Raw genomic sequence first — 24,575 nt, 5'->3', positions numbered from 1 at the left:
AGGAAGCTAACGGTCGACGAGCGTGGTCTCGAAGTAGTAGCGCGACGCGCGATAGCAGTGGCTACCGAACTCGACCGCACGACCGGAGTCGTCGAACGCCGTCCGGCTCATGGTCAGCAGCGGCGCACCGGCCTTCTCGTCGAGAAGCCGCGCCTCGTTGCGGGTGGCAGGCTTGGCGCCGATCCGTTGCCGGGCCAGCCGGATGTGCACTCCACGCCCGCGCAGGGCCTGATACAGGCCGCTGGCCTCGAGCTCCTCGGCATCCGGTGCGATCTCGACGGGCAGATGGTTCGTCATGACCGCGAGCGGCTCGCCGTTGGCGCAGCGAAGACGCTGGATTGTGACGATCTCATGGTCCTTGCCGAGGTTGAGTTCGGCGGCGATCTCCTCATCGGCGGTACCGCAGTGGTATTCGAGCAGCTGCGTCGTCGGCTCCTGGCCGGACTTCGCGAGGTCGTCGAAGAGGCTGGTGAGCTCGACCCGGCGGTGCACGGGATTCTGCACGACCTGGGTGCCGACGCCGCGTTTACGGACCAGCAGGCCCTTGTCGACGAGTTCCTGGATGGCGCGCCTGGTCGTCGGGCGCGATAACGCGAGCCTGCTCGCCAGCGCCAGCTCGTTCTCGAAACGGTCGCCCGGGGCCAGATCGCCGTTGCGGATCGACGCTTCGATCGCTTGAGCGAGCTGATAATAGAGGGGAACAGGGCTGGACCTGTCGAGCTCAACAGCTAAAGGCACGTCCACTCCGATCTGCGGCCGATGATCAGACAGATTAGCTGAACCATAGCAGCATGACTGAAAGTTCGAATGTCAGGACAAACTATTGACATGAGTGAGTGACGCGAGGCACAGTCTTTACGTGAAGAGCCCGCCCACCATCTTCGGGAGCCACAGTGTCTTTTGAAAGGCCGTCCAGCGCGGAACCGTTCGACGTCATCGCCATCGGGCGCAGCGGCGTGGACGTCTACCCCCTGCAGACCGGCGTCGGACTCGAGAACGTCGAATCGTTCGGCAAGTTCCTCGGCGGAAGTGCAGCAAATGTGGCGGTTGCGGCCGCCCGCCTGGGTAACCGGACGGCGCTGATCTCCGGCACCGGCGACGATCCCTTCGGTCGATTCGTCAGCAACGAGCTCGCTCGACTCGGAGTGGACAACCGGTACGTGCGCACCCACGGCGAGTACCCCACCCCGGTCACCTTCTGCGAGATCTTTCCGCCCGACGACTTCCCGCTGTACTTCTACCGCAAGCCGTCGGCGCCCGATCTGCAGATCGAGGCCGCCGAGATCGACGTGGACGCCGTCCGCGACGCCCGGCTGTACTGGTCGACGGTCACCGGCCTGTCCGAAGAGCCGAGCCGCAGCGCTCATTTCGCCGCCTGGGCGGCGCGCGTGGCGAGCGCAGCGACGGGGAATGACACGGCACGGAAGGCACTGACGGTGCTGGACCTCGACTATCGCCCGATGTTCTGGGAGACGCCGGCTGCGGCCTCCGAGCAGGTGCAGCGCGCGCTGGGTCACGTCACCGTCGCCGTCGGCAACCGCGAGGAGTGCGAGATCGCCGTCGGCGAGACCAGCCCGCACAAGGCCGCCGACGCGTTGCTCGACCTCGGCGTCGAACTCGCCATCGTCAAGCAGGGCCCGCGCGGCGTGCTGGGAAAGACCAAGCACAGCTCCGTGACCGTCGCGCCGAACGAGGTCGACGTCATCAACGGCCTCGGCGCCGGAGACGCCTTCGGCGGCAGCCTCATCCACGGTCTGCTTCGCGGGTGGCCACTGGAGAAGACGCTGCGCTATGCCAATGCCGCGGGAGCCATCGTCGCGTCCCGCCTCGAATGCTCGACCGCGATGCCGACCGCCGCCGAGGTGGCCGATCTCGCCGAACAGACCGCTGTGGAGGCCGTCAATGTCTAGCTCGCCCCCATCCCCCCTGTTGTGCAACGACTACGCAGCCGTCACCAACCTTCGCGCCGCCGATCCTGCCGCCGTGGCCAGGGCCTGGCAGGCCCGCACCACCCGGCCCACCGTGCGCGGCGACGGCCAGCTGATGATCGTCGCCGCCGACCACCCGGCCCGCGGCGCGCTCGCGGTCGGGTCGCGCCCGACGGCGATGAACAACCGGATCGATCTGCTGGACCGGCTGCGTGCCGCGCTCGCCGATCCTGGTGTGGACGGGGTGCTCGCCACCGCCGACATCCTCGACGACCTGCTGCTGCTCGGGGCGCTGGAGGACAAGGTGGTGTTCTCCTCGTTCAACCGCGGCGGACTCGCCGGATCCTCGTTCGAGCTGGACGACCGGATGACCGGTGCGACCGCGGCGTCCACCGCAGCGGCCAGGATGAACGGCGGAAAGATGCTGTGCCGCATCGATCTCGACGATCCCGGCACGGTGTCCACCCTCGCGGCGTGCGCCCAGGCCGTCGACGACCTGGCTGCCAACGGCCTGATCGCGATGCTGGAGCCGTTCATGTCCTCGCGGGTCGACGGCAAGGTCCGCAACGACCTCTCCCCCGATGCCGTGATCAAGTCCGTGCACATCGGTCAGGGGCTGGGTTCGACATCGGCCTACACCTGGATGAAGTTGCCGGTCGTCGACGAGATGGACCGCGTCATGGAATCCACCACGATGCCGACACTGCTGCTCGGCGGCGATCCCACCGACCCCGACGAGGCGTTCGCCAGCTGGGAGAAGGCCCTGTCCCTGCCCACGGTGCGCGGCCTGATCGTCGGGCGCACCCTGCTCTACCCGCACGATGACGATGTCGCCGGAGCCGTGGCAACCGCCGTGAAGCTGGTGCGCTGACCATGAAGAGCAAGTGGTACATCCCGGCGAACACCGCGGTCACCCCCTACACCGTCGACGTCACCCCGGAGTCGGCCGGCTGGGCCGAGTCCAGCCTGCATGTCGTCGATCTCGATGATGCCGAGTCCGTCACGAGGCGCACCGGTGACAGCGAGGTCATGATCCTGCCGCTGTCGGGCGGCGGCACCGTCACCTGCGACGGCGAAACCTTCGAACTCTCACCCCGCGCATCGGTTTTCGACGGGCCGGCCGATATGGTCTACCTGGGGATCAAACAGGCCTACTCACTGTCCGGGCACGGCCGCGTCGCCATCTGCGGTGCGCGTGCGGGCCGCCCGTTCCCGAACCGCCGGGTCGCCGCGGCCGACGTGCCCGTCGAGTTGCGCGGCGCCGGTAACTGCAGCAGGCAGGTGCACAACTTCGGCACCGCCACCGCCTTCGAGGCCGACTCGCTGATCGCCTGTGAGGTCATCACGCCCGGCGGTAACTGGTCGAGCTATCCCGCCCACAAGCACGACGAGAACACCGAGTTCGAGACCCAGCTGGAAGAGATCTACTACTTCGAGATCGATGACAGCCCGGCCGGGACACCGGGTTTCGGCTACCACCGGGTGTTCGGCACTCCGGCGCGCCCCATCGAGGTGCTCGAAGAGGTCCGCTCCGGCGATGTCGTACTGGTGCCGCACGGCTATCACGGGCCATCGATCGCCGCGCCCGGCCACCACATGTACTACCTCAACGTGATGGCCGGGTCCGGTCCCGATCGCGCCTGGCTGATCTGCGACAACCCCGACCACACCTGGCTGCGCAGCAGCTGGGAACACCAGGAAATCGATCCGCGCCTGCCGATGCGCACGACCCAAGGAGAGTGACCATGGTTTCCACCGCTCCGAAGGGAGGCGAGAAGCTGGCCGCCAACGAGGCAGCGGTGCGACTCACCGTCGCCCAGGCCACCATTCGGTTCCTGGCCAACCAGTACGTCGAACACGACGGTGAGCGCACCAGATTCTTCGCCGGTTGCTTCGGCATCTTCGGGCACGGCAACGTGGCCGGGCTGGGCCAGGCGCTGCTGCAGGATGAGGTCGAGTCGCGGCAGGCCGGCCGCGAACCCGGGTTGAAGTACGTGCTGGGCCGCAACGAGCAGGCCATGGTGCACAGCGCCGTCGCCTACGCCCGGCAGAAGGACCGCCTGCAGACCTGGGCCGTCACCGCCAGCGTCGGCCCCGGCTCGACCAACATGCTCACCGGTGCCGCATTGGCGACGATCAACCGGCTGCCGGTGCTGCTGCTGCCCGCCGACACCTTCGCCACCCGGGTCAGCTCCCCGGTGCTGCAGGAACTCGAGCTGCCGGCCTCCGGCGATGTCACCGTCAACGATGCGTTCAAGCCGCTGTCCCGGTATTTCGACCGGGTGTGGCGACCCGAGCAACTGCCCGCCGCGCTGCTGGGCGCCATGCGGGTACTGACCGATCCCGTCGAGACCGGCGCGGCGACGGTGTCCATCCCGCAGGATGTGCAGGCCGAGGCGCACGACTGGCCGGAATCACTGTTCGCCGAACGCACCTGGCACATCGCCCGTCCGCTACCCGAACGCTCGGTGATCGCCAGGGCCGCCGAGGTCATCGCCTCCGCCGGCAAACCGCTGATCGTGGCCGGCGGCGGACTGCACTACGCATTCGCCGAAGAGGCGCTGGCCACGTTCTGCGAGCAGACCGGGATCCCGGTCGCGGAGAGTCAGGCCGGTAAGGGCTCGCTGCGCTACGACCACCCGCAGAGTGTCGGCGCTATCGGTTCGACCGGCACCACCGCCGCCAACGCGCTGGCCGCAGAGGCCGACGTGATCATCGGGATCGGCACCCGCTACAGCGATTTCACGTCCGCTTCACGCACGGCGTTCAACAACCCGGATGTGCGGTTCGTGAACATCAACGTCGCCTCGCTGGACTCGGTCAAGCAGGGCGGCATCAGCGTGGTCTCCGACGCGCGCGAGGCGCTCGAGGCACTGGCGCCCGCCTTGTCCGATTACCGCGTGAGCGACGAATACCGCTCCCGGGTAACCGAACTCGCAAAAGAATGGGACGACACCGTGTCCTCCGTCTACGCCACCGAGGACGGCGTCCAGCTGAACCAGAGTCAGGTCATCGGCCTGATCAACACGCTGTCCGACCCGCGCGATGTGGTGGTGTGCGCGGCCGGTTCGATGCCCGGTGATCTGCACAAGCTGTGGCGCACCCGGGACCGCAAGGGCTACCACGTCGAGTACGGCTTCTCCTGCATGGGCTACGAGATCGCCGGTGGTATCGGGGTCCGGATGGGCGCACCGGACCGCGATGTGTTCATCATGGTCGGGGACGGCTCGTACCTGATGATGGCCACCGAGATCGCTACGGCGGTGCAGGAAGGCATCAAGGTGATCCCGGTGTTGGTGCAGAACCACGGATTCGCTTCCATCGGCGGGCTTTCGGAATCCCTCGGCTCACAGCGGTTCGGCACCGCCTACCGCTACCGCAGTGCCGATGGCCGACTCGACGGCGACAAGCTGCCGGTCGATCTGGCCGCCAACGCCGCCAGCCTGGGTGCCGATGTCATCAAGGTGGCCACCGCAGCCGAATTCGCCGACGCGGTCAAGGTCGCCAAGTCCGCCGACGTCACCACGGTCATCTACGTGGAGACCGACCCGCGGATCTACGCCCCGGACAGCTTCTCCTGGTGGGACGTCCCGGTCAGTCAAGTATCGACACTGGCCTCCACACAAGATGCCTACCAACGGTATTCGGACTGGAAGAAGGTGCAACGGCCTCTTCTGCGCCCGTCTGAGCACTTCTCGTCCGACCGCTGAAGGGAACGTTCGATGTCGTCAATTCTCGTGGGCTCCGCACCCGACTCCTGGGGCGTCTGGTTCCCCGACGATCCGCAGCAGACCCCGTACAACCACTTTCTGGACGAGGTCGCCGAATCCGGTTACCAGTGGATCGAACTGGGCCCGTTCGGCTACCTGCCCACCGACCCGAAGCAACTCTCCGATGAGCTCGCGAAGCGCAACCTGAAGCTGTCGGCCGGCACGGTGTTCGAGCACTTGCATCAAGATGACAGTTGGGATGCCGTGTGGAGCCAGATCGAGGACGTGGCCAAGCTGACGGCCGCCGTGGGTGGCAAGCACGTCGTCGTCATCCCCGAGATGTGGCGTGACCCGGCCACCGGCGCGGTGTTGGAGGACCGCAACCTGACGCCCGAGCAGTGGCGCAAGAAGACCCAGGGCATGAACGAACTGGGCAAGGCCATGTTCGAGAAGTACGGCGTGCGTGCGCAATACCATCCGCATGCCGACAGCCACGTCGACACCGAAGAGAACGTGTACCGCTTCCTCGACGGCACCGACGGCCGGTTCGTCAATCTGTGCCTGGACACCGGGCACATCAGCTACTGCGGCGGCGACAACATCGCGATCATCCGGCGCGCCCCGGAGCGCATCGGCTATCTGCACCTCAAACAGGTCGACCCCGAGGTGCGCGCCAAGGTCGAGGCGGAGGATCTGCCCTTCGGCGAGGCCGTGAAGCTGGGCGCGATGACCGAACCGCCGCTGGGCATTCCGGAGATGCCGCCGCTGCTGGCCGAGATCGAGAAGCTCGGCATCGATGTGTTCGCGATCGTGGAGCAGGACATGTACCCGTGTGAGGTCGACGCGCCCCTGCCCATCGCCAAGCGCACCCAGACATACCTGGGCTCGTGTGGCGTTCCCTCCGTTCGTTTCACCTAGATCTGTAGGAGTTCACGACATGTCCGATTTGCGTGTGGCCGTTCTTGGTGTCGGCATCATGGGCGCCGATCACGTCGCCCGCCTGACCAGCCGGATCTCGGGAGCCCGGGTTGTTGTCGTGAACGACTATGTCACCGAGAAGGCCGAACAGATCGCGGCAGGCATCGACGGCTGCCGCGCGATCGGCGACCCGCTCGACGCCATCGCCGACCCCGAGGTCGACGCGGTGGTGCTGGCCACGCCCGGCCCGACGCATGAGAAGCAGCTACTGGCCTGCCTGGAACACGGCAAACCCGTGCTGTGCGAGAAACCGTTGACCACCGATGTGGCCACCTCCCTGGAGGTCGTCAAGCGCGAGGCAGAGCTGGGTAAGCGGCTCATCCAGGTCGGTTTCATGCGGCGCTTCGACCACGAGTACACGCAGCTGAAGGCGCTGCTGGACTCGGGGGACCTGGGCCGCGCACTGGTCCTGCACTGCGCACACCGCAATCCCACCGTGCCGAACGGATTCGACAGCGCCATGGTGGTCCGCGATTCGCTGGTGCATGAGGTCGACGTGACGCGGTTCCTGTTCGACGAGGAGATTGTCTCGATCCAGATCATCAGACCGTCGGCCAATCCCGGTGCGCCGGAAGGTCTTGCCGACCCGCAGATCGCCATCCTGCGCACGGCATCGGGTCGGCACGTGGACGTCGAGCTCTTCGTCACCACCGGGGTCGCCTACGAGGTGCGCACCGAGGTCGTGGCCGAGAAGGGCAGCGCCATGATCGGCCTGGACGTGAACCTGGTCCGCTCACGCAGCGACGGCACCCGCGGAGGCCAGATCACCCCCGGTTTCCGTGAGCGCTTCGGGCAGGCCTACGACACCGAGTTCCAGCGCTGGGTGGACGCGGTACTGGCCGGTGTAAAAGGCGGTGACTCCGCCACCAATTACGTCGACGGTCCGAGCGCCTGGGACGGTTACGCCGCGGCCGCGGTCTGCGAGGCCGGCGTGAAATCGCTGAACAGCGGCCTGCCCGTCGAGGTCGCGATGGTGGATCGCGCATCCATCACCGGGGCCTGACCTACTTTCCCGCGAGCGTGCGTGTCTGAAGCCGACACGCGGCGTGTGGGAGGACATGGCGCACGCTCGCGATCGAGGAGGATCCGTGTCCGCACCCCAACTCGTCTGAACAGCGACCTCGACCCACCCACCCTTCGCGTTCATCGACACAACGGCGATCGACACCCCGCATGCGGCGACCCGGCCCTAGAATGAGCTGGCTGGCCTACGCCTATCCCCCGGACCTCGGGATGTGCGCCCTGATCCGGAGGATTGTCGTGAGCCGCTTTACGGACAACATGTTTGCGAACGCTCAGTGGAGCGTCAACGGGATGGTGACGGGCGAACCCGACCACCCGGTCCGCCACACCTGGCGTGAAATCCACGACCGCGCGCGCCGGGTCGCCGGCGGCCTCGCCGCCGCGGGCGTCGGGCACGGCGACGCTGTCGGCGTGCTGGCGGGCGCGCCGGTGGAGATTGCGCCCACCGCACAGGGACTGTGGATGCGCGGTGCCAGCATCACGATGCTGCACCAGCCGACGCCACGGACCGACCTGGTCTCGTGGGCCCTGGACACCATCAGCGTCATCGACATGATCGCAGCCAAGACCGTCATCGTCTCCGAGCCCTTCATGGCGGCCGTTCCCATCTTGGAAGAGCATGGCGTCACGGTCCTGACGGTGGCCGAGTTGCTGGCCGCAGACGGCATCGAACCGGTCCGCACCACCGGCAACGACATCGCATTGCTGCAGCTGACATCCGGCTCGACAGGGTCGCCCAAGGCGGTCCAGATCACCCACGACAACCTGGTCGCCAACGCCGATGCGATGTTCGTCGGGGCAGAGGTCAATACCGACACCGACGTGATCGTGAGCTGGCTGCCACTGTTCCACGATATGGGCATGACCGGATTCCTCACGGTACCGATGTATTTCGGCGCCGAACTGGTCAAGATCACGCCGATGGACTTCCTCACCGACATCCTGCTGTGGCCGAGGCTCATCGACAAGTACGCGGGCACGATGACCGCGGCGCCCAACTTTGCGTACGCCCTGCTCGCCAAGCGGCTCCGCAGACAGGCGAGAGTCGGTGACTTCGACCTCTCCAGCCTGCGCTGGGCACTGTCCGGGTCCGAACACGTGGAACCGGCGGACGTCGAAGAACTCATCGAAGTGGGCAAACCCTTCGGGCTGCGCCCGGAAGCGGTACTACCTGCCTACGGAATGGCCGAAACCACTGTCGCGGTGTCTTTCTCGGAGTGTGGCGGTGGGCTTGTGGTCGACGAGGTCGACACCGATCTGCTGGCCGTGCTGCGGCAGGCGGTTCCGGCGAACAACAGCAGCAGAACCACCAGACTGGCCTGCCTCGGCCCCTTGCTGGACGGACTCGAGGCCCGCATCGTCGGCGAGACCGGTGACCTGATGGCGGCGCGCGGTGTTGGCGTGATCGAACTGCGCGGCGGGCCCGTGACGAGCGGCTACCTCACCACGGGCGGATTCGTCGGGGCCCGAAATGCCCAAGGGTGGTATGACACCGGCGATCTCGGGTACCTCACCGAGACCGGCAATCTGGTGGTCTGCGGCCGGGTGAAGGACGTGATCATCATGGCAGGTCGCAACATTTACCCCACCGACATCGAGCGGGCCGCGAGCCGAGTCCGGGGTGTGCGCCCAGGGTGCGCGGTCGCGGTGCGACTGGATGCCGGGGAGGCCCGTGAAACATTCGCCGTCGTGGTCGAATCCAACGATTTCGACGATGCCGCCGCGGTCCGCCGGATCAAACACGAGGTCGCACACGAGGTCGTCACCGAGGTCGACATGCGGCCACGCAACGTGGCGGTGCTGGGACCGGGTTCGATCCCGAAGACGCCGTCGGGCAAGCTGCGCCGGGCGTCGTCTGCCGCACTCGTCGGCTGACGTTTGCGCTCAGATCACCGCAAAGTGATCACCGGCGCCACCAGCGGGCACGGGGTTGCGGTGCGGCATCAGGCCCGCAGGTGCATCGTTGCCCTGCGGGCACCGAACGCATCACATCGTCGACGTGCTGGCCACAGCCGGCCCAGCCTGTCTTGCCGCACTTCGGGCATTTCTCTGGGTAGCACATGGGTTCTCCTTGGCTGATCTGAGATTCGGCTAGGGTGTCGAGGCGGCGATCTTGGTGCGGACGTCGTCCATATCGAGAGCCTTGACCCTGGTGATGAGATCCTCCAGGGCGGGGGCCGGCATGGCGCCGGGTTGGCGGTAGACGAGGATTCCGTCGCGGAACGCCATGATCGTGGGGATCGCCTGGATCTCCAGAGCAGCGGCAAGTTGCTGCTGTGCTTCGGTATCGACCTTGGCGTGCACCACCTCAGGATGGGACTGCGACGAGCGTTCGAAGACCGGGGCGAAGGCGCGGCACGGGCCGCACCAAGATGCCCAGAAGTCGACGAGCACGATCGGATTTTCGGCAACGGTGGTCTCGAAATCGGCAGTGGTCATGGTCGTGGTTGACATCGCGGTTTCCCTTCCTCGGTACGCCTGGTGGCGTCGTCGATGTGCCGGGTTCACGCCGACACTCATTTATACCCCTACGGGTATATCAACGGCACGGGAATACACAAATATTCCGCGCTTGCATGTACCCCCAGGGGTATGTGTACGATGGAGACTGATATACCCCCCACTGTATATATGGCCTTCCTGGCGACGGTCCGTCACCCGGGGACATCAAAGAAAGTGGACTGAATTACCATGACCAGCACCGATATTGACTCTCCCACCACGCCCGCCGCGCCGGGCATGCCGCGAATCGGCGACCCGGCTCCGGCCTTCACCGCCGTGACGACCCAGGGCGACATCACCTTCCCCGCCGACTACGCGGGTAGATGGGTCATCTTCTTCTCCCATCCCGCCGACTTCACCCCGGTCTGCACGAGCGAGTTCATGACGTTCGCATCGATGCAGCAGGAGTTCGCCGCCTACAACACCGAGCTGGTCGGGCTGTCGGTGGACGGGCTCTACAGCCACATCGCCTGGCTGCGAACGATCAAGGAGAAGATTGCCTTCCGCGACATGAAGAACGTCGAGGTCACGTTCCCGCTGATCGAAGACACATCGATGAAGATCGCCGAACTGTACGGAATGATCATGCCCGGCGAGGATTCGACCAAGGCGGTACGGGCAGTCTTCGTCATCGACCCCGAGGGCAGAATCCGGACCGTCATCTACTATCCGCTGAGCCTCGGCCGCAACTTCGACGAGTTGTTACGCGTCATCAAGGCCCTGCAGACCGCCGACCACTTCTCGGTTGCCACACCCGCCGACTGGCGCCCGGGCGAACCCGTCATCGTTCCGCCTGCCGGCTCGTGCGGCACTGCCAAGGAACGCATGGACGGCCACAACGAGGGCGTCACGTGCGAGGACTGGTTCTTCTGCACCAAGGAGATCTCAGCCGACGAGGTCGAGGCGGCCATCCGGGTGAAGGACACGAAGTGAGCGGCTATCCATCACCCGCCTCGTCGAACTCGCAGAATGCCGCGTAGGCGCGCGCACCGTAGATGGTGGCCGGTCCGCCATGCATCATGATGCTCACACCGATGACCTCGGCCGCCTCCTGCTTGGTGGCACCCGCGCGGACAGCTCCACGTGCGTGCGAGGCGATGCAGCCGTCGCAACCCTGTACGACGCCGATCACCATCGCGATCAATTCCTTGGTCTTGGCATCGATCGCGCCGGCGCCCAGCGCCGCTCGACTCAACGCGCCGAAACCGTCGTAGACCTCTGGAATCATCTGACGCAACGCGCGATGCTGCGGCTTCAATTCGGCAAGAACAGCGGCGTGATGATCGTGATCTCCCATGCGCCCAACGTATGCCGCGCGGGGCACGCAGCAGCAGAGACTTAAGTCCCTGATACCGCCGCGGTACAGGCGACGCCGGAATGCACGTCGCGCGGATGATCGCCGGGCACGGGGGCTGAGGTCACCAGAGGCCCCGGACGGGCCTGACCCCCGCACCCGGCGATGTCCGATGTCGCCGCCGCGTCAGAGGATGTAGAGCATCTCCTGATAGGTGGGCAGCGGCCAGAGATCGTCGGCCACCATGCTCTCCAGGGTGTCCGCCGCAGCCCGCACGGCTTCCATCGCGGGCAGCAACGCCGACTGGGCGTGCTTGGCTTCCTCGGTGGCACTGTCCGCGTGATGCGACAGCCCCTCCTTGAGGGTGGCCAAGGCTGCGGTGAGGGCACCGATGGGTTCGGAAACCATCTGCAGCAGTGTGAGATCCGGCTCGACGCCGGCCGCCTTGAGCGATGCCACGTTCTGCGCCAGCTCGGTCTGGTATCGCACCGCGGCAGGCAGGATCACGGTCGAACCGATCTCCAGAGCCAGCTTGGCCTCGACGGCGACCGTCAGCGCGTACATCTCGTACCGGACCTCGACGCGGCTCTCCAGCTCGCGCTCGCTGAACACACCGTACTTTTCGAAGACCTCGATCGCCTCCGGCTTGATGAGCTCCGGGATCGCGTCCAGGGTGGTCTTGAGGTTCGGCAGACCACGCTCGGCAGCTTCGATCTGCCAATTCTCCGAGTAGCCGTCGCCATTGAACACGACCGCGCCGTGCTCGGTGATGATGTCGGTCAGCAGCGTCTGCACGGCGGCGTCGAACTCGGTGCCACCCTCGACGGCCTTCTCCAACTCGGTGGCCATGTAGTCCAGCGAGTCGGCCATGATCGTGTTCAGGATGATCATCGGAACGTTGATCGTCTGGCCCGAACCCGGCGCCCGGAACTCGAATCGGTTGCCGGTGAACGCGAACGGGCTGGTGCGGTTCCGATCGCCCGGATCGGTCGGCAGCACCGGGAGGGTGTCGCAACCGATGATCATGCTGCCCTTGCCCTTGGAGGACGTGGCCGCGCCCTTGGCGATCTGCTCGAACACGTCGGCCAGCTGGTCGCCGAGGAAGATCGAGATGATCGCCGGCGGGGCTTCGTTGGCGCCGAGGCGGTGATCGTTGGTGGCCGATGCCACCGAGACCCGCAACAGCCCGGAGAACTTGTGCACCGCACGGATCACCGCGGCACAGAAGACCAGGAACTGCGCGTTCTCATGCGGGGTGTCACCGGGCACCAGCAGGCTGCCGAATTGCGAGTTGCCCAGCGAGAAGTTGACGTGCTTGCCGGAGCCGTTGACGCCGGCGAACGGCTTCTCGTGGAACAGACACTCCATGCCGTGCTTCTTGGCGATCGTCTTGAACATCGTCATCAGCAGCTGCTGATGGTCGGCGGCGATATTGGCCCGCTCGAACATCGGCGCGATCTCGAACTGCCCGGGGGCGACCTCGTTGTGCCGGGTCTTGGCCGGGATGCCGAGCTTGAACAGCTCACGCTCGGTGTCCATCATGAAGGCCAGCACACGGTCCGGGATGGCACCGAAGTAATGGTCGTCGAACTCCTGACCCTTGGGCGGCTTCGCGCCGAAGAGTGTGCGGCCGGCGTTGATGAGGTCAGGCCGTGACAGGAAGAAGTGCCGATCGACCAGGAAGTACTCCTGCTCGGGGCCGCAGAACGACACGATGTTGTCAAAGTTCGTGTGGCCGAACAGCTTCAGGATGCGCTCGGCCTGGGCGCCCATGGCCTGCTGGCTACGCAACAGCGGCGTCTTGTAGTCCAGCGCCTCGCCGGTCATCGAGACGAACACCGTCGGGATACACAGGGTATTGCCGTTCGGGTTCTCCAGAATGTAAGCGGGACTGGTGATATCCCATCCGGTGTACCCGCGCGCCTCGAAGGTGCTGCGCAGACCGCCCGACGGGAAGCTCGACGCGTCGGGTTCACCCTGGAGCAGGGTCTTGCCGGCGAACTCGGCCAACGTGGTTCCGTCGCCCACCGGGTCGAGGAAGCTGTCGTGCTTCTCAGCGGTCAGCCCTGTCATCGGGTAGAAGACGTGCGCGTAGTGGGTGGCACCCCTCGACAGCGCCCAGTCCTTCATCACCGAGGCGACCGAGTCGGCGATCGCCGGATCCAGCTTGGCGCCCTTCTCCATCGTCGCGACCATGGACTTGTAGACCGACTTGGGCAGGCGCAGCCGCATCTCGGCCAGCGTGAAGACGTTGGTACCGAAGATCTCCCCGGGGGCCTCGCCTGGATCAAAACTGATGGGAGGGGGCACGTAGGCCTCGACGCTGTTGATCGCCTGGAGGCGTACCGAATTTCCGCTCAATGGAATTCCTTTGCACTGCGGTCCGCCAGCTACTCGACGGACGTTGACCGGCCAACGATAGGAACAATGGATGCCGAACTTGTTACGCCGGCGTCAACAGCGGAATGCGGGTGAATTCCTCGGTCGCGGCGGCCGAACAGTGGGTCAAAGTCGCTCAGATGGGTAGCCCCTGACCATGCGAGACCGTGTTTTCGCCGTGGTACTGGTCCTGACCGTCGCGGGCTGCGCGCAACCGGCAGAAAAGCCTGGTCCGAGCGCCGGCACTCCACCCGCGAGCGCGACCACCACCGGCCTGCTGCCGACCGGCGTTCCGACCGAGGGCACCCGCCCGCCGGTCGACGGCCTGCCGCCGCCCGCCGAACCCCAGCGGGCGCCGGCACCGGCAGCGGGGCTGCCCGGCCGCCAACTCCGCGTCGGCGCTGCGCCCGAGGGTGTCGTCGTCGACGCAAAGACCCGCACCGTCGCCGTGGCCAAGCGCAACCCCAACGAACTCGTCCTCATCGACGCCGACAGCGGCACCGCCACGATGCGCGTCCCACTGCCGGGGTTCGTCCGGCATCTGCAGCTCGCCAAGCCCGGCGGCCCGGTGCTGGTCCCCGTCGAGAGTGCCAACGCCCTGGTGCGGGTCGACCTCCCCGGCGGACGCGCGGCGCCGCAGATCATCACCGGCACCGTCCCTCACGACGCCGCGGAGGCGCCGAATGGCACGGTTTTCGTCGCCAACGAACTCGGCGGCACCGTGACCGTGCTGCGCGGCGAGGACATCGCCAAGGTCTTCACCGACAGTGTCCAGCCCGCGGGTATGGCTCCCGTCGGGAATCTGATGGGCATGCTGGACGTCCGCAAGAACGACCTGACGGTGTACGACGCGGAGGCGCTGACGATCAAGGGGTCGACCCCGGCGGGTCAGGGACCGACCCACCTCGTGGCGGACAAGCACGGCCGCTACATCGCCACCGACACCCGGGGCGACGCGATCCGGGTGTTCGACACCGAACCCCGGCAGATCGCCGAGATCACCCAGCCCGGCGGACCGTATGGAATCGCCTACGACCCGGCCCGCGACCGGCTGTGGGTGGCGTCCTCGGGCACCAACGAGGTCGTCGGCTACGACATGGCGGAGCCGACGCCCCGTGAGGTGGACCGCATCGCGACCGTCCAGAATCCCTACACGCTCGGTGTCGACGCGGACACCGGCCGGCTGTTCATCGCCGGTGTGACGGCAGGCGTGGTCCAGATCGTCGAGCCCCGGTAGCGCACCCACCGACCACTGCGATGGCGACACCGGCACCCGTGGCCCCTGATCTATCCGAGCCGAGCGGCGTCCCACGCGCGGTCGATGTGGGTGCCGAGGTCCACTGCCCCGGCGACCTCGACCAGGGCGGCCGCGACGATCGACGCCGGTGCCCGATCGAGCACGACGAGTCCGATCGCCGGCCGGGGCCCGTGCTGGACCATCGGCCGCGCCGCGAAACCCGCCGGCACTCCGAGCCGCGGCAACCACGCCGTGGACGCGATGGTCGCTCGTCGCGAATGGGCGATGTGGGCATAGAGCGCGTCGACCGACGAGGCCTCCACGACGGGGCGGTACTGAACGCCCTCGGCGGCCATGTTGGCGTCCAGGATGCGCCGGTTCCGCATCGTGGTGGTCAGGACACACAATTCCAGTGCCGCCGCATCCGACCAGGCCACTTCCGGTTCGCCCATCAGCGAGCTGTCGGCGGGGGCCACCAGGACGTACTGCTCCCGGTACAGCTCGACCGCACGCGTCCCCGGCGGCGCCTCATCGTCGAGATAGGTCAACCCGGCATCGATCTCGAAATCGGCCAGCTGCCGGGCGATCTCGCGTGATGACAGTGCCTCGATGCGCACCGAGGCGGCCGGGTTGCGGCGCAGGAAATCGGTGGTGATGAACGGGCTTGCGGGGATCGCGGTCGGGATGGCGCCCAGCCGGGCGGTCACCGTCAGCCTGCCCCGCATGCGTTCCAGATCGGCGAGCATCTCATCGCGTTCGGCGATGATCCGCTGGGCCCACGTCACGACGCGGCGCCCCTCCTCGGTGAAACCCTCGAAGCGGTGACCGCGCTGCACGATGACGATGCCCAGATCTTTCTCCAGGCGGCGGATCGCCACCGACAGCGTCGGTTGGCTGACATGACAGCGCGCGGCGGCCCGCCCGAAGTGGCGTTCGGCCGCGAGTGCCAGCAGGTAATCCAGGTGCTGGAGCAGGACATCACTTGCCATCGATAGATACCGTCTATCACTGCATGTGAAATGGCAAATACGCACCGCGCCCGATCGGCACGCCCGTCGGCCGGCGACGGTTAGCCTGGAAGATATGGCCAAGGATGTCGATGCGAGCTATGACGAGCGCGATGTCACCGTCAGCGGCGCGAAACACGAGGCGGCCGGCGTCAAGGCGGTCATGGTCAGCCTGCGGCGCGGCCTCGCCGAGATGGGTCCGCTGCGCACGGCCGCCACTCTGGCCAGGCTGAACCAGCGGCACGGTTTCGACTGCCCCGGCTGCGCCTGGCCTGAGGAGCACGGCGGCCGCAAGCTCGCCGAGTTCTGCGAGAACGGCGCCAAGGCCGTCGCCGAGGAGGCCACCAAGCGCACCGTCACCACCGATTTCTTCGCCCGCCACTCGGTGGCAGAGCTGTCCCAGAAGCCCGAGTACTGGCTCTCCCAGCAGGGCCGGCTCACCCATCCGATGGTGTTGCGTCCCGGTGCCACCCACTACGAACCCATCGAGTGGGACGACGCCTACCGGCTGATCGCCGATCACCTCAACGATCTGGCCTCCCCCGACGAGGCGCTGTTCTACACCTCCGGGCGCACCAGCAATGAGGCCGCCTTCCTGTACCAACTGCTGGTCCGCAGCTTCGGCACCAACAACCTGCCGGACTGTTCGAACATGTGCCACGAATCCTCGGGCACCGCGCTGACGGACTCCATCGGCATCGGCAAGGGCTCGGTCACGGTCGACGATGTGGCGCACGCCGACGTGATCCTGATCGCCGGACAGAACCCGGGTACCAACCATCCGCGGATGTTGTCGACGCTGGAGAAGGCGAAGGCCAACGGCGCCACCGTCATCGCGGTCAACCCGTTGCCCGAGGCCGGACTGATCCGGTTCAAGGATCCGCAGAAGGTGCACGGCGTGATCGGCGACGGCATCCCGGTTGCCGACGAGTTCGTGCAGATCCGGATCGGCGGCGACATGGCGCTGTTCGCCGGGCTGGGCCGGCTGTTGTTCGAAGCCGAGGACCGCGCACCCGGGACCGTGGTCGACCGGCCGTTCGTCGACACCCATTGCGCGGGGTTCGACGACTACGAACGCCAAGCCCGGGCAGTCGATCTCGCCACGGTGCTGGAGGCGACCGGTATCGACGAGGCCCAGCTGCGCCGGGTCGCCGACATTCTGATCCGCTCCGAGCGGACGGTGATCTGTTGGGCGATGGGTCTGACCCAGCATCGGCACGCGGTGGCCACCATCGGGGAGGCCACCAACCTGCTGCTCATGCGCGGCATGATCGGCAAACGGGGTGCCGGGGTGTGCCCGGTGCGCGGGCATTCCAACGTGCAGGGCGACCGCACCATGGGGATCTGGGAGAAGATGCCCGAATCGTTTCTCGCGGCGCTCGATTCACGATTCGGCATCACCAGCCCCCGCACGCACGGCCACGACACCGTCGACGCCATCCGTGCGATGCGCGACGGGCACGCCAAGACCTTCATCGGGATGGGCGGGAACTTCGTCTCGGCCACCCCCGACACCGAGGTCACCGAGGCCGCGCTACGCAATTGCGCTCTCACCGTGCAGATCTCGACGAAGCTCAATCGCAGCCATCTGGTGCACGGTCGGACCGCGCTGATCCTGCCGACCCTGGGCCGCACCGACCGCGACATCCAGGAGTCGGGCAAGCAGCTGGTTTCCGTGGAGGATTCGATGTCGATGGTGCACCTGTCCCGCGGCAGCCTCACCCCGGCCAGTGACCAGTTGCGCAGCGAGGTGGCCATCGTCTGCCAGCTGGCCCGCACCCTGCTGGGCCCCGACCATCCGGTCGAGTGGGAAGCGTTCAACGCCGACTACGACCGCATCCGCGACGCCATCGCCGACGTGGTGCCGGGCTGCACCGACTACAACGCCCGGGTGCGCCAACCCGATGGCTTCCAGCTCCCCCACCCACCGCGGGACTCCCGCGAATTCCACACCACCACCGGCAAGGCCAACTTCTCGGTGTGCCCGCTGGAATGGGTTCCGGTACCGCCCGGGCGGCTGATCCTGCAGACCTTGCGCAGCCACGACCAGTACAACACCACCATCTACGGGCTCGATGACCGCTACCGCGGGGTCAAGGGCGGACGCCGGGTGGTGTTCGTGAACCCCGGCGACATCGCCGACCTCGGCCTGCACGACGGTGACCGCGTCGACCTGGTCTCGGAGTTCGGCGGCCAGGAGCGCCGGGCGAAGGACTTCCGAGTGGTGGCCTATGCCACCCCGGCCGGTAACGCCGCGGCGTACTACCCGGAAACCAATCCGCTGGTCCCGTTGGATCACGTTGCCGCACGGTCGAACACACCGGTGTCCAAGGCCGTGGTGATCCGACTGGAAACACCCGCCCTGGCGAGCCCAGCCACGGGAGACGAAGATGGGTAGGGTCACCGCACGTCGCCGCGCGCAGCATGTGACCGCCGCCGACGCCGTCGCCCGTCCCGAGACGCTGGCCGTCGAGGAACCGCTGGAGATCCGTGTCAACGGCACGCCACTGACCGTGACGATGCGCACCCCCGGCTCCGATGTCGAACTGGCCCAGGGGTTTCTGCTCACCGAGGGACTCGTGTCCCGGCGCGAAGACATCGCCGCGGTGCAGTACTGCAGCGGTGCGGGGCCGGACGGTTTCAACACCTACAACGTGCTGGACGTGACGTTGGCGCAAGGTGTCCCGATGCCGGACGTGGATGTCACCCGCAATTTCTACACGACGTCCTCGTGTGGGGTGTGCGGCAAGTCCTCGCTGGACGCGGTGCGGCTGAGCAGCAAGCACGCCCCCGGCGACGATCCGCTGGTCGTCGACGCCGACATGCTTTCCGCGCTGCCCGACAAGCTGCGCGACCGGCAGAAGGTGTTCGCGGCCACCGGCGGACTGCACGGCGCCGCCCTGTTCGACGCGCACGGCACCGCATTGGTGGTACGTGAGGACATCGGCAGACACAACGCCGTGGACAAGGTGATCGGCTGGGCGCTGGAGTCCGGCCGGGTGCCGCTGACCGGCACGGTGCTGCTGGTCAGCGGGCGGGCCTCCTTCGAGCTGACGCAGAAGGCGGTGATGGCCGGGATACCGCTGCTGGCGGCGGTATCAGCACCGTCGTCGCTGGCGGTGGATCTGGCCGCGCAGTCCGGTCTGACGCTGGTGGCATTCCTGCGCGGCGACTCGATGAACGTCTACAGCCGGCCCGACCGGGTCCGCCGCCGGACCTGAGCATGGTCGAGATAGACGAAATGGCTGTTCTCCCCGAGGGAAGAACAGCCATTTCGTCTATTTGAAGCGTGACCTATGCGGTCTTGTCGCGGCGCTCGTTGCGCGGGGGCTTGCGCGGCACGATCGTCGGGAGCACGTTGTCCTGCACGGTCTCCCTGGTGACGACGACCTTGGCGACGTCGTCGCGGCTGGGGATGTCGTACATCGCCGGCTGCAGGACCTCTTCCATGATGGCGCGCAGGCCACGGGCACCGGTACCGCGGTGGATGGCCTGATCGGCGATCGCGTCCAGGGCCTCCGGTGTCATCTCCAGCTCGACACCGTCCATCTCGAACAACCGGGTGTACTGCTTGACCAGTGCGTTCTTCGGCGTCGACAGGATCTGAACCAGCGATTCCTTGTCCAGGTTGGTCACCGAGGCGACCACCGGCAGACGGCCGATGAACTCGGGGATCAGACCGAACTTGATCAGATCCTCGGGCATGACCTCGGCGAAATGGTCCTGGGTGTCGATCTCGGCCTTCGACTTCACCTCGGCACCGAAGCCCAGGCCGCGCTTGCCGACGCGGTCCGACACGATCCGCTCCAGGCCCGCGAACGCACCCGCCACGATGAACAGCACGTTCGTGGTGTCGATCTGGATGAACTCCTGGTGCGGATGCTTGCGCCCGCCCTGCGGGGGCACCGACGCCTGGGTACCTTCCAGGATCTTGAGCAGCGCCTGCTGCACACCCTCACCGGAGACGTCACGGGTGATCGAGGGGTTCTCGCTCTTGCGGGCGATCTTGTCGACCTCGTCGATGTAGATGATGCCGGTCTCGGCGCGCTTCACGTCGTAGTCGGCGGCCTGAATCAGCTTGAGCAGGATGTTCTCGACGTCCTCACCCACGTAGCCGGCCTCGGTGAGCGCGGTGGCATCGGCGATGGCGAAGGGGACGTTGAGCATCTTGGCCAGCGTCTGCGCCAGGTAGGTCTTGCCGCAGCCGGTCGGGCCGAGCATCAGAATGTTGGACTTGGCCAGCTCGACGGGCTCGACACGCGAGTCGCGGCTCTTCTCCTGGGCCTGGATGCGCTTGTAGTGGTTGTAGACGGCGACCGCGAGTGTCTTCTTCGCGGTGTCCTGTCCGATCACGTAACCCTCGAGGAACTCGCGGATCTCGGCGGGCTTGGGGAGTTCGTCCAGCTTGACGTCGTCGGCGTCAGCCAGCTCCTCCTCGATGATCTCGTTGCACAGATCGATGCACTCATCGCAGATGTAGACGCCCGGCCCAGCGATGAGCTTCTTCACCTGCTTTTGGCTCTTCCCACAGAACGAGCACTTCAGCAGGTCACCGCCGTCTCCGATGCGAGCCATGTGGGGGGGTCCTACTTCCTGTTTGGCTGTCACTCAAATGTGGGTTGCCCCGGGTGTGAACCCGACGCTACCCGTTCGTTCCGTCACGGTGCGACCGAAGGGCCGAATCGCGTCGGTGGTATTTGTTCGCGTGCAGGAGAACATATCTCTCCTGGTGGCCTACCACCCGGCGGCACGCGGTCCGTGTCCCTGGCGTGTCGTCGTCGTGACGGGATTGCGGTCTTGACCACCTGGTCGGATCCGATGTGCACCGGCTTCCACAGTACCTGGCGGCCCCAGCCGGCGGCCGCGGCAATAGCCGTGCGCGCGACGCGAGCCCAATCGGGTGTCGATACAGATCGGGCCCTCCCCCCGGCGCGCTGAAAGCGTGCGCGGGTACGCCGGTACCCGTACGTGACGGTCCGGACTCTCAGCCGGGTGCCCGGCCGGTATTCGGAATCGCTAGCGCGGACCCAGTCCCCCGGGGCCCACCGGCCCTGGGCCGATCGGGCCCGGGCCCACCGGCCCTGGGCCCACGGGCCCGACACCGACCGGTCCGACGACGCCGCCCACACCGATCGGGCCGGCCGGACCGACGACGGGGTTCACGCCGATCGGCAGGCATTGCACCACCACCGGGTTCCAGTACATCCCGTACGGGCACACCGGATCCTCGGCCAGGCTGATGGCCGGTGCGGCGATCTGAGTGCACAGCCCGGCAGAGAACAAGAACGCACCGAGCATCGCCCGGCGTCTGTGCGTGGTCATAGTCGTCTCCCTCGGAGTTTCCCGACGCAACAAGAATCGCACGCGTACCGGTCCGGCGACGCATTTTGACGCGAACGACAAAAACTCGACCCCAGCTCGCGAAGGCGAACCGGGGTCGAGTGTGTGCGCTGGTGACTATGCGTTCTGCGCCGAAAGCTTCCGGTAGGCCAGAACCGTGTCGATGATCCCGTAATCCATGGCCTCGGCCGCGGTGAGGATCTTGTCGCGGTCGGTGTCCTTGCGGATCTGCGCGGGTTCCTTGTTGGTGTGCCGCGCGAGCGTGGTGTCCATCAGGGTGCGCATGCGCTCGATCTCGGCGGCCTGGATCTCCAGATCCGAGACCTGCCCCTGGATGGCGCCGCCCACGGCGGGCTGATGGATCAGCACCCGCGCGTTCGGCAGAGCCATGCGCTTGCCCGGGGTGCCGGCGGCCAGCAGCACGGCGGCGGCCGACGCGGCCTGCCCGAGGCAGACGGTCTGGATGTCGGCACGCACGTACTGCATGGTGTCGTAGATCGCCATCAGCGAGGTGAACGAACCACCGGGCGAGTTGATGTACATGGTGATGTCGCGGTCGGGATCCAGGGACTCAAGGACCAGCAGCTGGGCCATGATGTCGTTGGCCGAGGCATCGTCGACCTGCACACCGAGGAAGATGATGCGTTCCTCGAACAGCTTGTTGTACGGGTTCGATTCCTTGACGCCGAAGCTGGAGTGCTCGATGAACGACGGCAAGATGTAGCGCGACTGCATCGGGTTCATTTGATTCCTGCTCCTGGTCCCTCACCGTTGACGCTGACGCTCGTGATGATGTGGTCGACAAAGCCGTATTCGAGTGCCTCGGGCGCGGTGAACCAACGGTCGCGATCGGCGTCGGCTTCCACCCGCTCCAGGGTCTGACCGGTGAACTCGGCGTTGAGCCGGTTCATCTCCTTCTTGGTCAGGGCGAACTGCTCGGCCTGGATGGCGATGTCAGCGGCGCTACCGCCGATACCCGCCGACGGCTGGTGCATCATGATCCGCGCGTGCGGCAGGGCGTAACGCTTGCCCTTGGTGCCGGCGGCGAGCAGGAACTCGCCCATCGACGCGGCCAGGCCCATCGCGTAGGTGGCCACGTCGCACGGCGCCAACACCATGGTGTCGTAAATGGCCATGCCCGCGGTCACCGAGCCGCCCGGCGAGTTGATGTACAGGTGGATGTCCTTGGTGGGATCCTCCGCGGCCAGCAGCAGAATCTGCGCGCACAGCCGGTTGGCGATGTCGTCATCGACCTGGGTTCCCAGGAAGATGATGCGCTCGGCGAGCAACCGCTCATACACCGAGTCGATGAGGTTGAGCCCCGACGCGCCCGATCGCATCTCAGTCACGACTGAATACCTGCTTTCTCGTCTACGTACACACGAACACTAACCAACCGGCGCGACCGTGCACTCCCTGAAACGCGCGCTTTCGCTCACAGCGTCACGCGCGCGGCGTCACTCCGCGCTGTCGGCTTCCTCGGCGTCGGCCTTCTTCTCGGCCTTCTTCTTCGCCTTCTTCTCCGCCTTCTTGGCCTTCTTCTCGGCCTCGTCGTCGGCGTCATCGGCTTCGACCTCGGCCGGGGCCTCGGCGGCCGCGTCGGCCTCGGCGTCACCGGCCGGTCCGAAGAACTCGGCGGTGTCGATGACATTGCCGTCGGTGTCGGTGACGGTCGCGCTGTGCACCACCGCGGCGATCGTCAGGCCGCGGCGCACATCGGCGAACATCGCCGGCAGCTGGTTGTTCTGCTGCAGCACCTGCAGCAGCTGCTGCGGCTCGATGCCGTACTGACGCGACATCAGCACCAGACGCTCGGTCAGGTCGCCCTGGCCGACCTGGATGTCCAGCTTGTCGGCGACAGCGTCCATCAACAGCTGGGTCTTGACGGCCTTCTCGGCATTGCTCTGGTTGTCGGCGTCGAACTCTTCACGGCTGCTGCCCTGCTCGGTCAGCTGCTCGTTGAACTTGTCCTCGTCGTGCTCGAGGCCGTGGATCGCGTTGTGCAGGGCGTCGTCGACCTGAGCCTTCACGATCGCCTCGGGCAGGGGCACCTCGACGTCATCGAGGAGCACCTCGAGCGCCTTGTCGCGGATCTGCTCGGCCTGCTGGATGCGCTTGACCCGGCTGACCTGCTCGACGAGGCTTTCCTTCAGCTCGGCGATGGTGTCGAATTCGCTTGCCAGCTGCGCGAACTCGTCATCGGCCTCGGGCAGCTCGCGCTCCTTGACCGACTTCACGGTGACGGTGACCTCGGCCTCCTTACCGGCATGCTCGCCGGCGGCCAGGGTGGTGGTGAAGGTCTTGCTCTCGTCGACCTTCAGGCCGACGATCGCCTCATCGAGGCCCTCGATGAGCTGGCCGGAGCCGATCTCATGGGACAGGCCCTCGGTGGCGGCCTCGGGCACGTCCTCGCCGTCGACAGTGGCCGACAGATCGATGGAGACGAAGTCGCCCTCGGCGGCGGGACGCTCGACACCGGTCAGGGTGCCGAAGCGGGCGCGCAGGTTCTGCAGCTCGGTGTCGACCTCATCGTCGCCGACCTCGATCGGATCGACGGTGATCTTCAGCGCGCTCAGATCGGGCAGCTCGATGTCGGGACGGATGTCCACCTCGGCGGTGAAGACCAGTTCCTCGTTGTCCTCGAGCTTGGTGACCTCGATCTCGGGCTGGCCGAGGGGCTGCAGTTCGGCGGCGCTGACGGCCTCGCTGTAGCGGCTGGGCAGCGCGTCGTTGACGACCTGCTCCAGGACGGCGCCGCGGCCGATGCGGGCTTCGAGGAGCTTGCGGGGGGCCTTGCCGGGACGGAAGCCGGGCAGCCGGACCTGGGTGGCCATCTGCTTGAACGCGCGATCGAAGTCGGGCTCCAACTCGGTGAAGGGCACCTCCACGTTGATCCGAACCCGGGTCGGGCTCAACTTCTCGACGGTGCTCTTCACTGCGTTACTCCTTGTATGTGTGGTTCTCGATAGTCGTGCGGTCGGGGTGACAGGATTTGAACCTGCGGCCTTCCGCTCCCAAAGCGGATGCGCTACCAAGCTGCGCTACACCCCGTGCCTAATCCGTGCCTGCCTGGTCGGCACGCACGCACGCCGACCACGCGAGATACTACGGGCACGTGTCGTGGAGCAATCAATTGGATTTGATTGCGCCTTCGCCGGTACAGTCTCCGATGCACCG

At 66.4% G+C, this 24,575-nt stretch carries 22 protein-coding genes and 1 tRNA gene; 11 read left to right on the top strand and 12 right to left on the bottom strand.

Features of this window, described 5'->3' with window-relative positions; genetic code table 11:
• Positions 1-6: 6 nt before the first annotated feature.
• Positions 7-744 carry a GntR family transcriptional regulator gene (locus tag EXE63_RS25140; protein WP_272955791.1) on the bottom strand — a complete coding sequence of 246 codons (738 nt, stop codon included), beginning with the start codon at positions 742-744 and terminating at the stop codon, positions 7-9.
• Between the two features lie 149 nt (positions 745-893).
• Here EXE63_RS25140 and iolC point away from each other — a divergent pair, with 149 nt between their 5' ends.
• The 7 genes from iolC (at position 894) to EXE63_RS25105 (ending at position 9,514) form a co-directional block, all read left to right on the top strand.
• Positions 894-1,910 (top strand): 5-dehydro-2-deoxygluconokinase, encoded by a 1,017-nt coding sequence (gene iolC / locus EXE63_RS25135; protein WP_168144172.1) that lies wholly within the window; start codon positions 894-896, stop codon positions 1,908-1,910.
• Positions 1,903-2,799 (top strand): Cgl0159 family (beta/alpha)8-fold protein, encoded by an 897-nt coding sequence (locus EXE63_RS25130; RefSeq protein ID WP_168144171.1) that lies wholly within the window; start codon positions 1,903-1,905, stop codon positions 2,797-2,799. Before iolC ends, EXE63_RS25130 begins: the two co-directional genes overlap by 8 nt.
• A gap of 2 nt (positions 2,800-2,801) precedes the next feature.
• Positions 2,802-3,671, top strand: coding sequence for a 5-deoxy-glucuronate isomerase (iolB, locus tag EXE63_RS25125; protein WP_168144170.1), 870 nt, complete (start codon positions 2,802-2,804; stop codon positions 3,669-3,671).
• Between the two features lie 2 nt (positions 3,672-3,673).
• A complete protein-coding gene (gene iolD / locus EXE63_RS25120; RefSeq protein ID WP_168144169.1) occupies positions 3,674-5,638 on the top strand; it encodes a 3D-(3,5/4)-trihydroxycyclohexane-1,2-dione acylhydrolase (decyclizing) in 1,965 nt (654 codons plus the stop codon).
• Between the two features lie 12 nt (positions 5,639-5,650).
• A complete protein-coding gene (locus EXE63_RS25115) occupies positions 5,651-6,556 on the top strand; it encodes a sugar phosphate isomerase/epimerase family protein (RefSeq protein WP_168144168.1) in 906 nt (301 codons plus the stop codon).
• Positions 6,557-6,575: 19 nt separating this feature from the next.
• On the top strand, positions 6,576-7,619 hold the full coding sequence (locus tag EXE63_RS25110; RefSeq protein ID WP_168144167.1) for a Gfo/Idh/MocA family protein: 1,044 nt from the start codon (positions 6,576-6,578) through the stop codon (positions 7,617-7,619).
• A gap of 257 nt (positions 7,620-7,876) precedes the next feature.
• Positions 7,877-9,514 (top strand): fatty acyl-AMP ligase, encoded by a 1,638-nt coding sequence (locus tag EXE63_RS25105; protein ID WP_168145764.1) that lies wholly within the window; start codon positions 7,877-7,879, stop codon positions 9,512-9,514.
• A gap of 28 nt (positions 9,515-9,542) precedes the next feature.
• On the opposite strand, the gene EXE63_RS33680 is transcribed toward EXE63_RS25105, so the two are convergent.
• Together EXE63_RS33680 and trxA are read right to left on the bottom strand one after the other, a co-directional pair.
• Positions 9,543-9,701, bottom strand: a complete 159-nt coding sequence (locus EXE63_RS33680; protein ID WP_494546309.1) for a DUF8730 family Cys-rich protein — start codon at positions 9,699-9,701, stop codon at positions 9,543-9,545.
• 29 nt (positions 9,702-9,730) lie between these two features.
• Positions 9,731-10,093 carry a thioredoxin gene (gene trxA / locus EXE63_RS25100; protein ID WP_168144166.1) on the bottom strand — a complete coding sequence of 121 codons (363 nt, stop codon included), beginning with the start codon at positions 10,091-10,093 and terminating at the stop codon, positions 9,731-9,733.
• Positions 10,094-10,378: 285 nt separating this feature from the next.
• Here trxA and EXE63_RS25095 point away from each other — a divergent pair, with 285 nt between their 5' ends.
• Positions 10,379-11,074 carry a peroxiredoxin gene (locus EXE63_RS25095; RefSeq protein ID WP_168145763.1) on the top strand — a complete coding sequence of 232 codons (696 nt, stop codon included), beginning with the start codon at positions 10,379-10,381 and terminating at the stop codon, positions 11,072-11,074.
• Between the two features lie 4 nt (positions 11,075-11,078).
• Here EXE63_RS25095 and EXE63_RS25090 read toward each other — a convergent pair whose 3' ends face one another.
• Together EXE63_RS25090 and EXE63_RS25085 are read right to left on the bottom strand one after the other, a co-directional pair.
• Positions 11,079-11,438: a carboxymuconolactone decarboxylase family protein gene (locus tag EXE63_RS25090; protein WP_168144165.1), complete on the bottom strand. Its 360-nt coding sequence runs from the start codon at positions 11,436-11,438 to the stop codon at positions 11,079-11,081.
• 183 nt (positions 11,439-11,621) lie between these two features.
• Positions 11,622-13,796, bottom strand: coding sequence for a glutamine synthetase III family protein (locus tag EXE63_RS25085; protein WP_168144164.1), 2,175 nt, complete (start codon positions 13,794-13,796; stop codon positions 11,622-11,624).
• Positions 13,797-13,971: 175 nt separating this feature from the next.
• Between EXE63_RS25085 and EXE63_RS25080 the strand changes: the two genes are divergently transcribed.
• Positions 13,972-15,051 carry a YncE family protein gene (locus EXE63_RS25080; protein WP_168144163.1) on the top strand — a complete coding sequence of 360 codons (1,080 nt, stop codon included), beginning with the start codon at positions 13,972-13,974 and terminating at the stop codon, positions 15,049-15,051.
• Positions 15,052-15,101: 50 nt separating this feature from the next.
• On the opposite strand, the gene EXE63_RS25075 is transcribed toward EXE63_RS25080, so the two are convergent.
• Positions 15,102-16,040: a LysR family transcriptional regulator gene (locus EXE63_RS25075; protein ID WP_168144162.1), complete on the bottom strand. Its 939-nt coding sequence runs from the start codon at positions 16,038-16,040 to the stop codon at positions 15,102-15,104.
• A gap of 94 nt (positions 16,041-16,134) precedes the next feature.
• On the opposite strand from EXE63_RS25075, the gene EXE63_RS25070 reads away from it, so the two are divergent.
• Both EXE63_RS25070 and fdhD read left to right on the top strand, forming a co-directional pair.
• Complete coding sequence (locus tag EXE63_RS25070) at positions 16,135-18,456, top strand: FdhF/YdeP family oxidoreductase (protein ID WP_168144161.1); 2,322 nt, start codon at positions 16,135-16,137, stop codon at positions 18,454-18,456.
• Positions 18,449-19,279 (top strand): formate dehydrogenase accessory sulfurtransferase FdhD, encoded by an 831-nt coding sequence (gene fdhD, locus EXE63_RS25065; RefSeq protein WP_168144160.1) that lies wholly within the window; start codon positions 18,449-18,451, stop codon positions 19,277-19,279. Before EXE63_RS25070 ends, fdhD begins: the two co-directional genes overlap by 8 nt.
• Before the next feature lie 73 nt (positions 19,280-19,352).
• Here fdhD and clpX read toward each other — a convergent pair whose 3' ends face one another.
• From clpX to EXE63_RS25035, 6 genes are all read right to left on the bottom strand, one after another.
• Entirely contained in the window at positions 19,353-20,633 is a 1,281-nt protein-coding gene (clpX, locus tag EXE63_RS25060; protein WP_168144159.1) for an ATP-dependent Clp protease ATP-binding subunit ClpX, read from the bottom strand.
• A gap of 441 nt (positions 20,634-21,074) precedes the next feature.
• Positions 21,075-21,380, bottom strand: a complete 306-nt coding sequence (locus EXE63_RS25055) for a hypothetical protein (protein WP_105364088.1) — start codon at positions 21,378-21,380, stop codon at positions 21,075-21,077.
• Between the two features lie 135 nt (positions 21,381-21,515).
• Positions 21,516-22,142: an ATP-dependent Clp protease proteolytic subunit gene (locus EXE63_RS25050; RefSeq protein ID WP_168144158.1), complete on the bottom strand. Its 627-nt coding sequence runs from the start codon at positions 22,140-22,142 to the stop codon at positions 21,516-21,518.
• On the bottom strand, positions 22,139-22,738 hold the full coding sequence (locus tag EXE63_RS25045) for an ATP-dependent Clp protease proteolytic subunit (RefSeq protein ID WP_168145762.1): 600 nt from the start codon (positions 22,736-22,738) through the stop codon (positions 22,139-22,141). The genes EXE63_RS25050 and EXE63_RS25045 overlap by 4 nt, the downstream gene beginning before the upstream one ends.
• A gap of 117 nt (positions 22,739-22,855) precedes the next feature.
• Positions 22,856-24,334 carry a trigger factor gene (gene tig, locus EXE63_RS25040; RefSeq protein WP_168144157.1) on the bottom strand — a complete coding sequence of 493 codons (1,479 nt, stop codon included), beginning with the start codon at positions 24,332-24,334 and terminating at the stop codon, positions 22,856-22,858.
• Positions 24,335-24,375: 41 nt separating this feature from the next.
• Positions 24,376-24,449, bottom strand: a tRNA-Pro gene (locus tag EXE63_RS25035).
• Positions 24,450-24,575 lie beyond the last annotated feature (126 nt).

Source organism: Mycolicibacterium frederiksbergense (assembly GCF_012223425.1).
Lineage (GTDB): Bacteria > Actinomycetota > Actinomycetes > Mycobacteriales > Mycobacteriaceae > Mycobacterium > Mycobacterium frederiksbergense.
The sequence above is the reverse complement of the archived record's forward strand: the minus strand, read 5'-3'. Positions and strand labels throughout refer to the sequence as shown.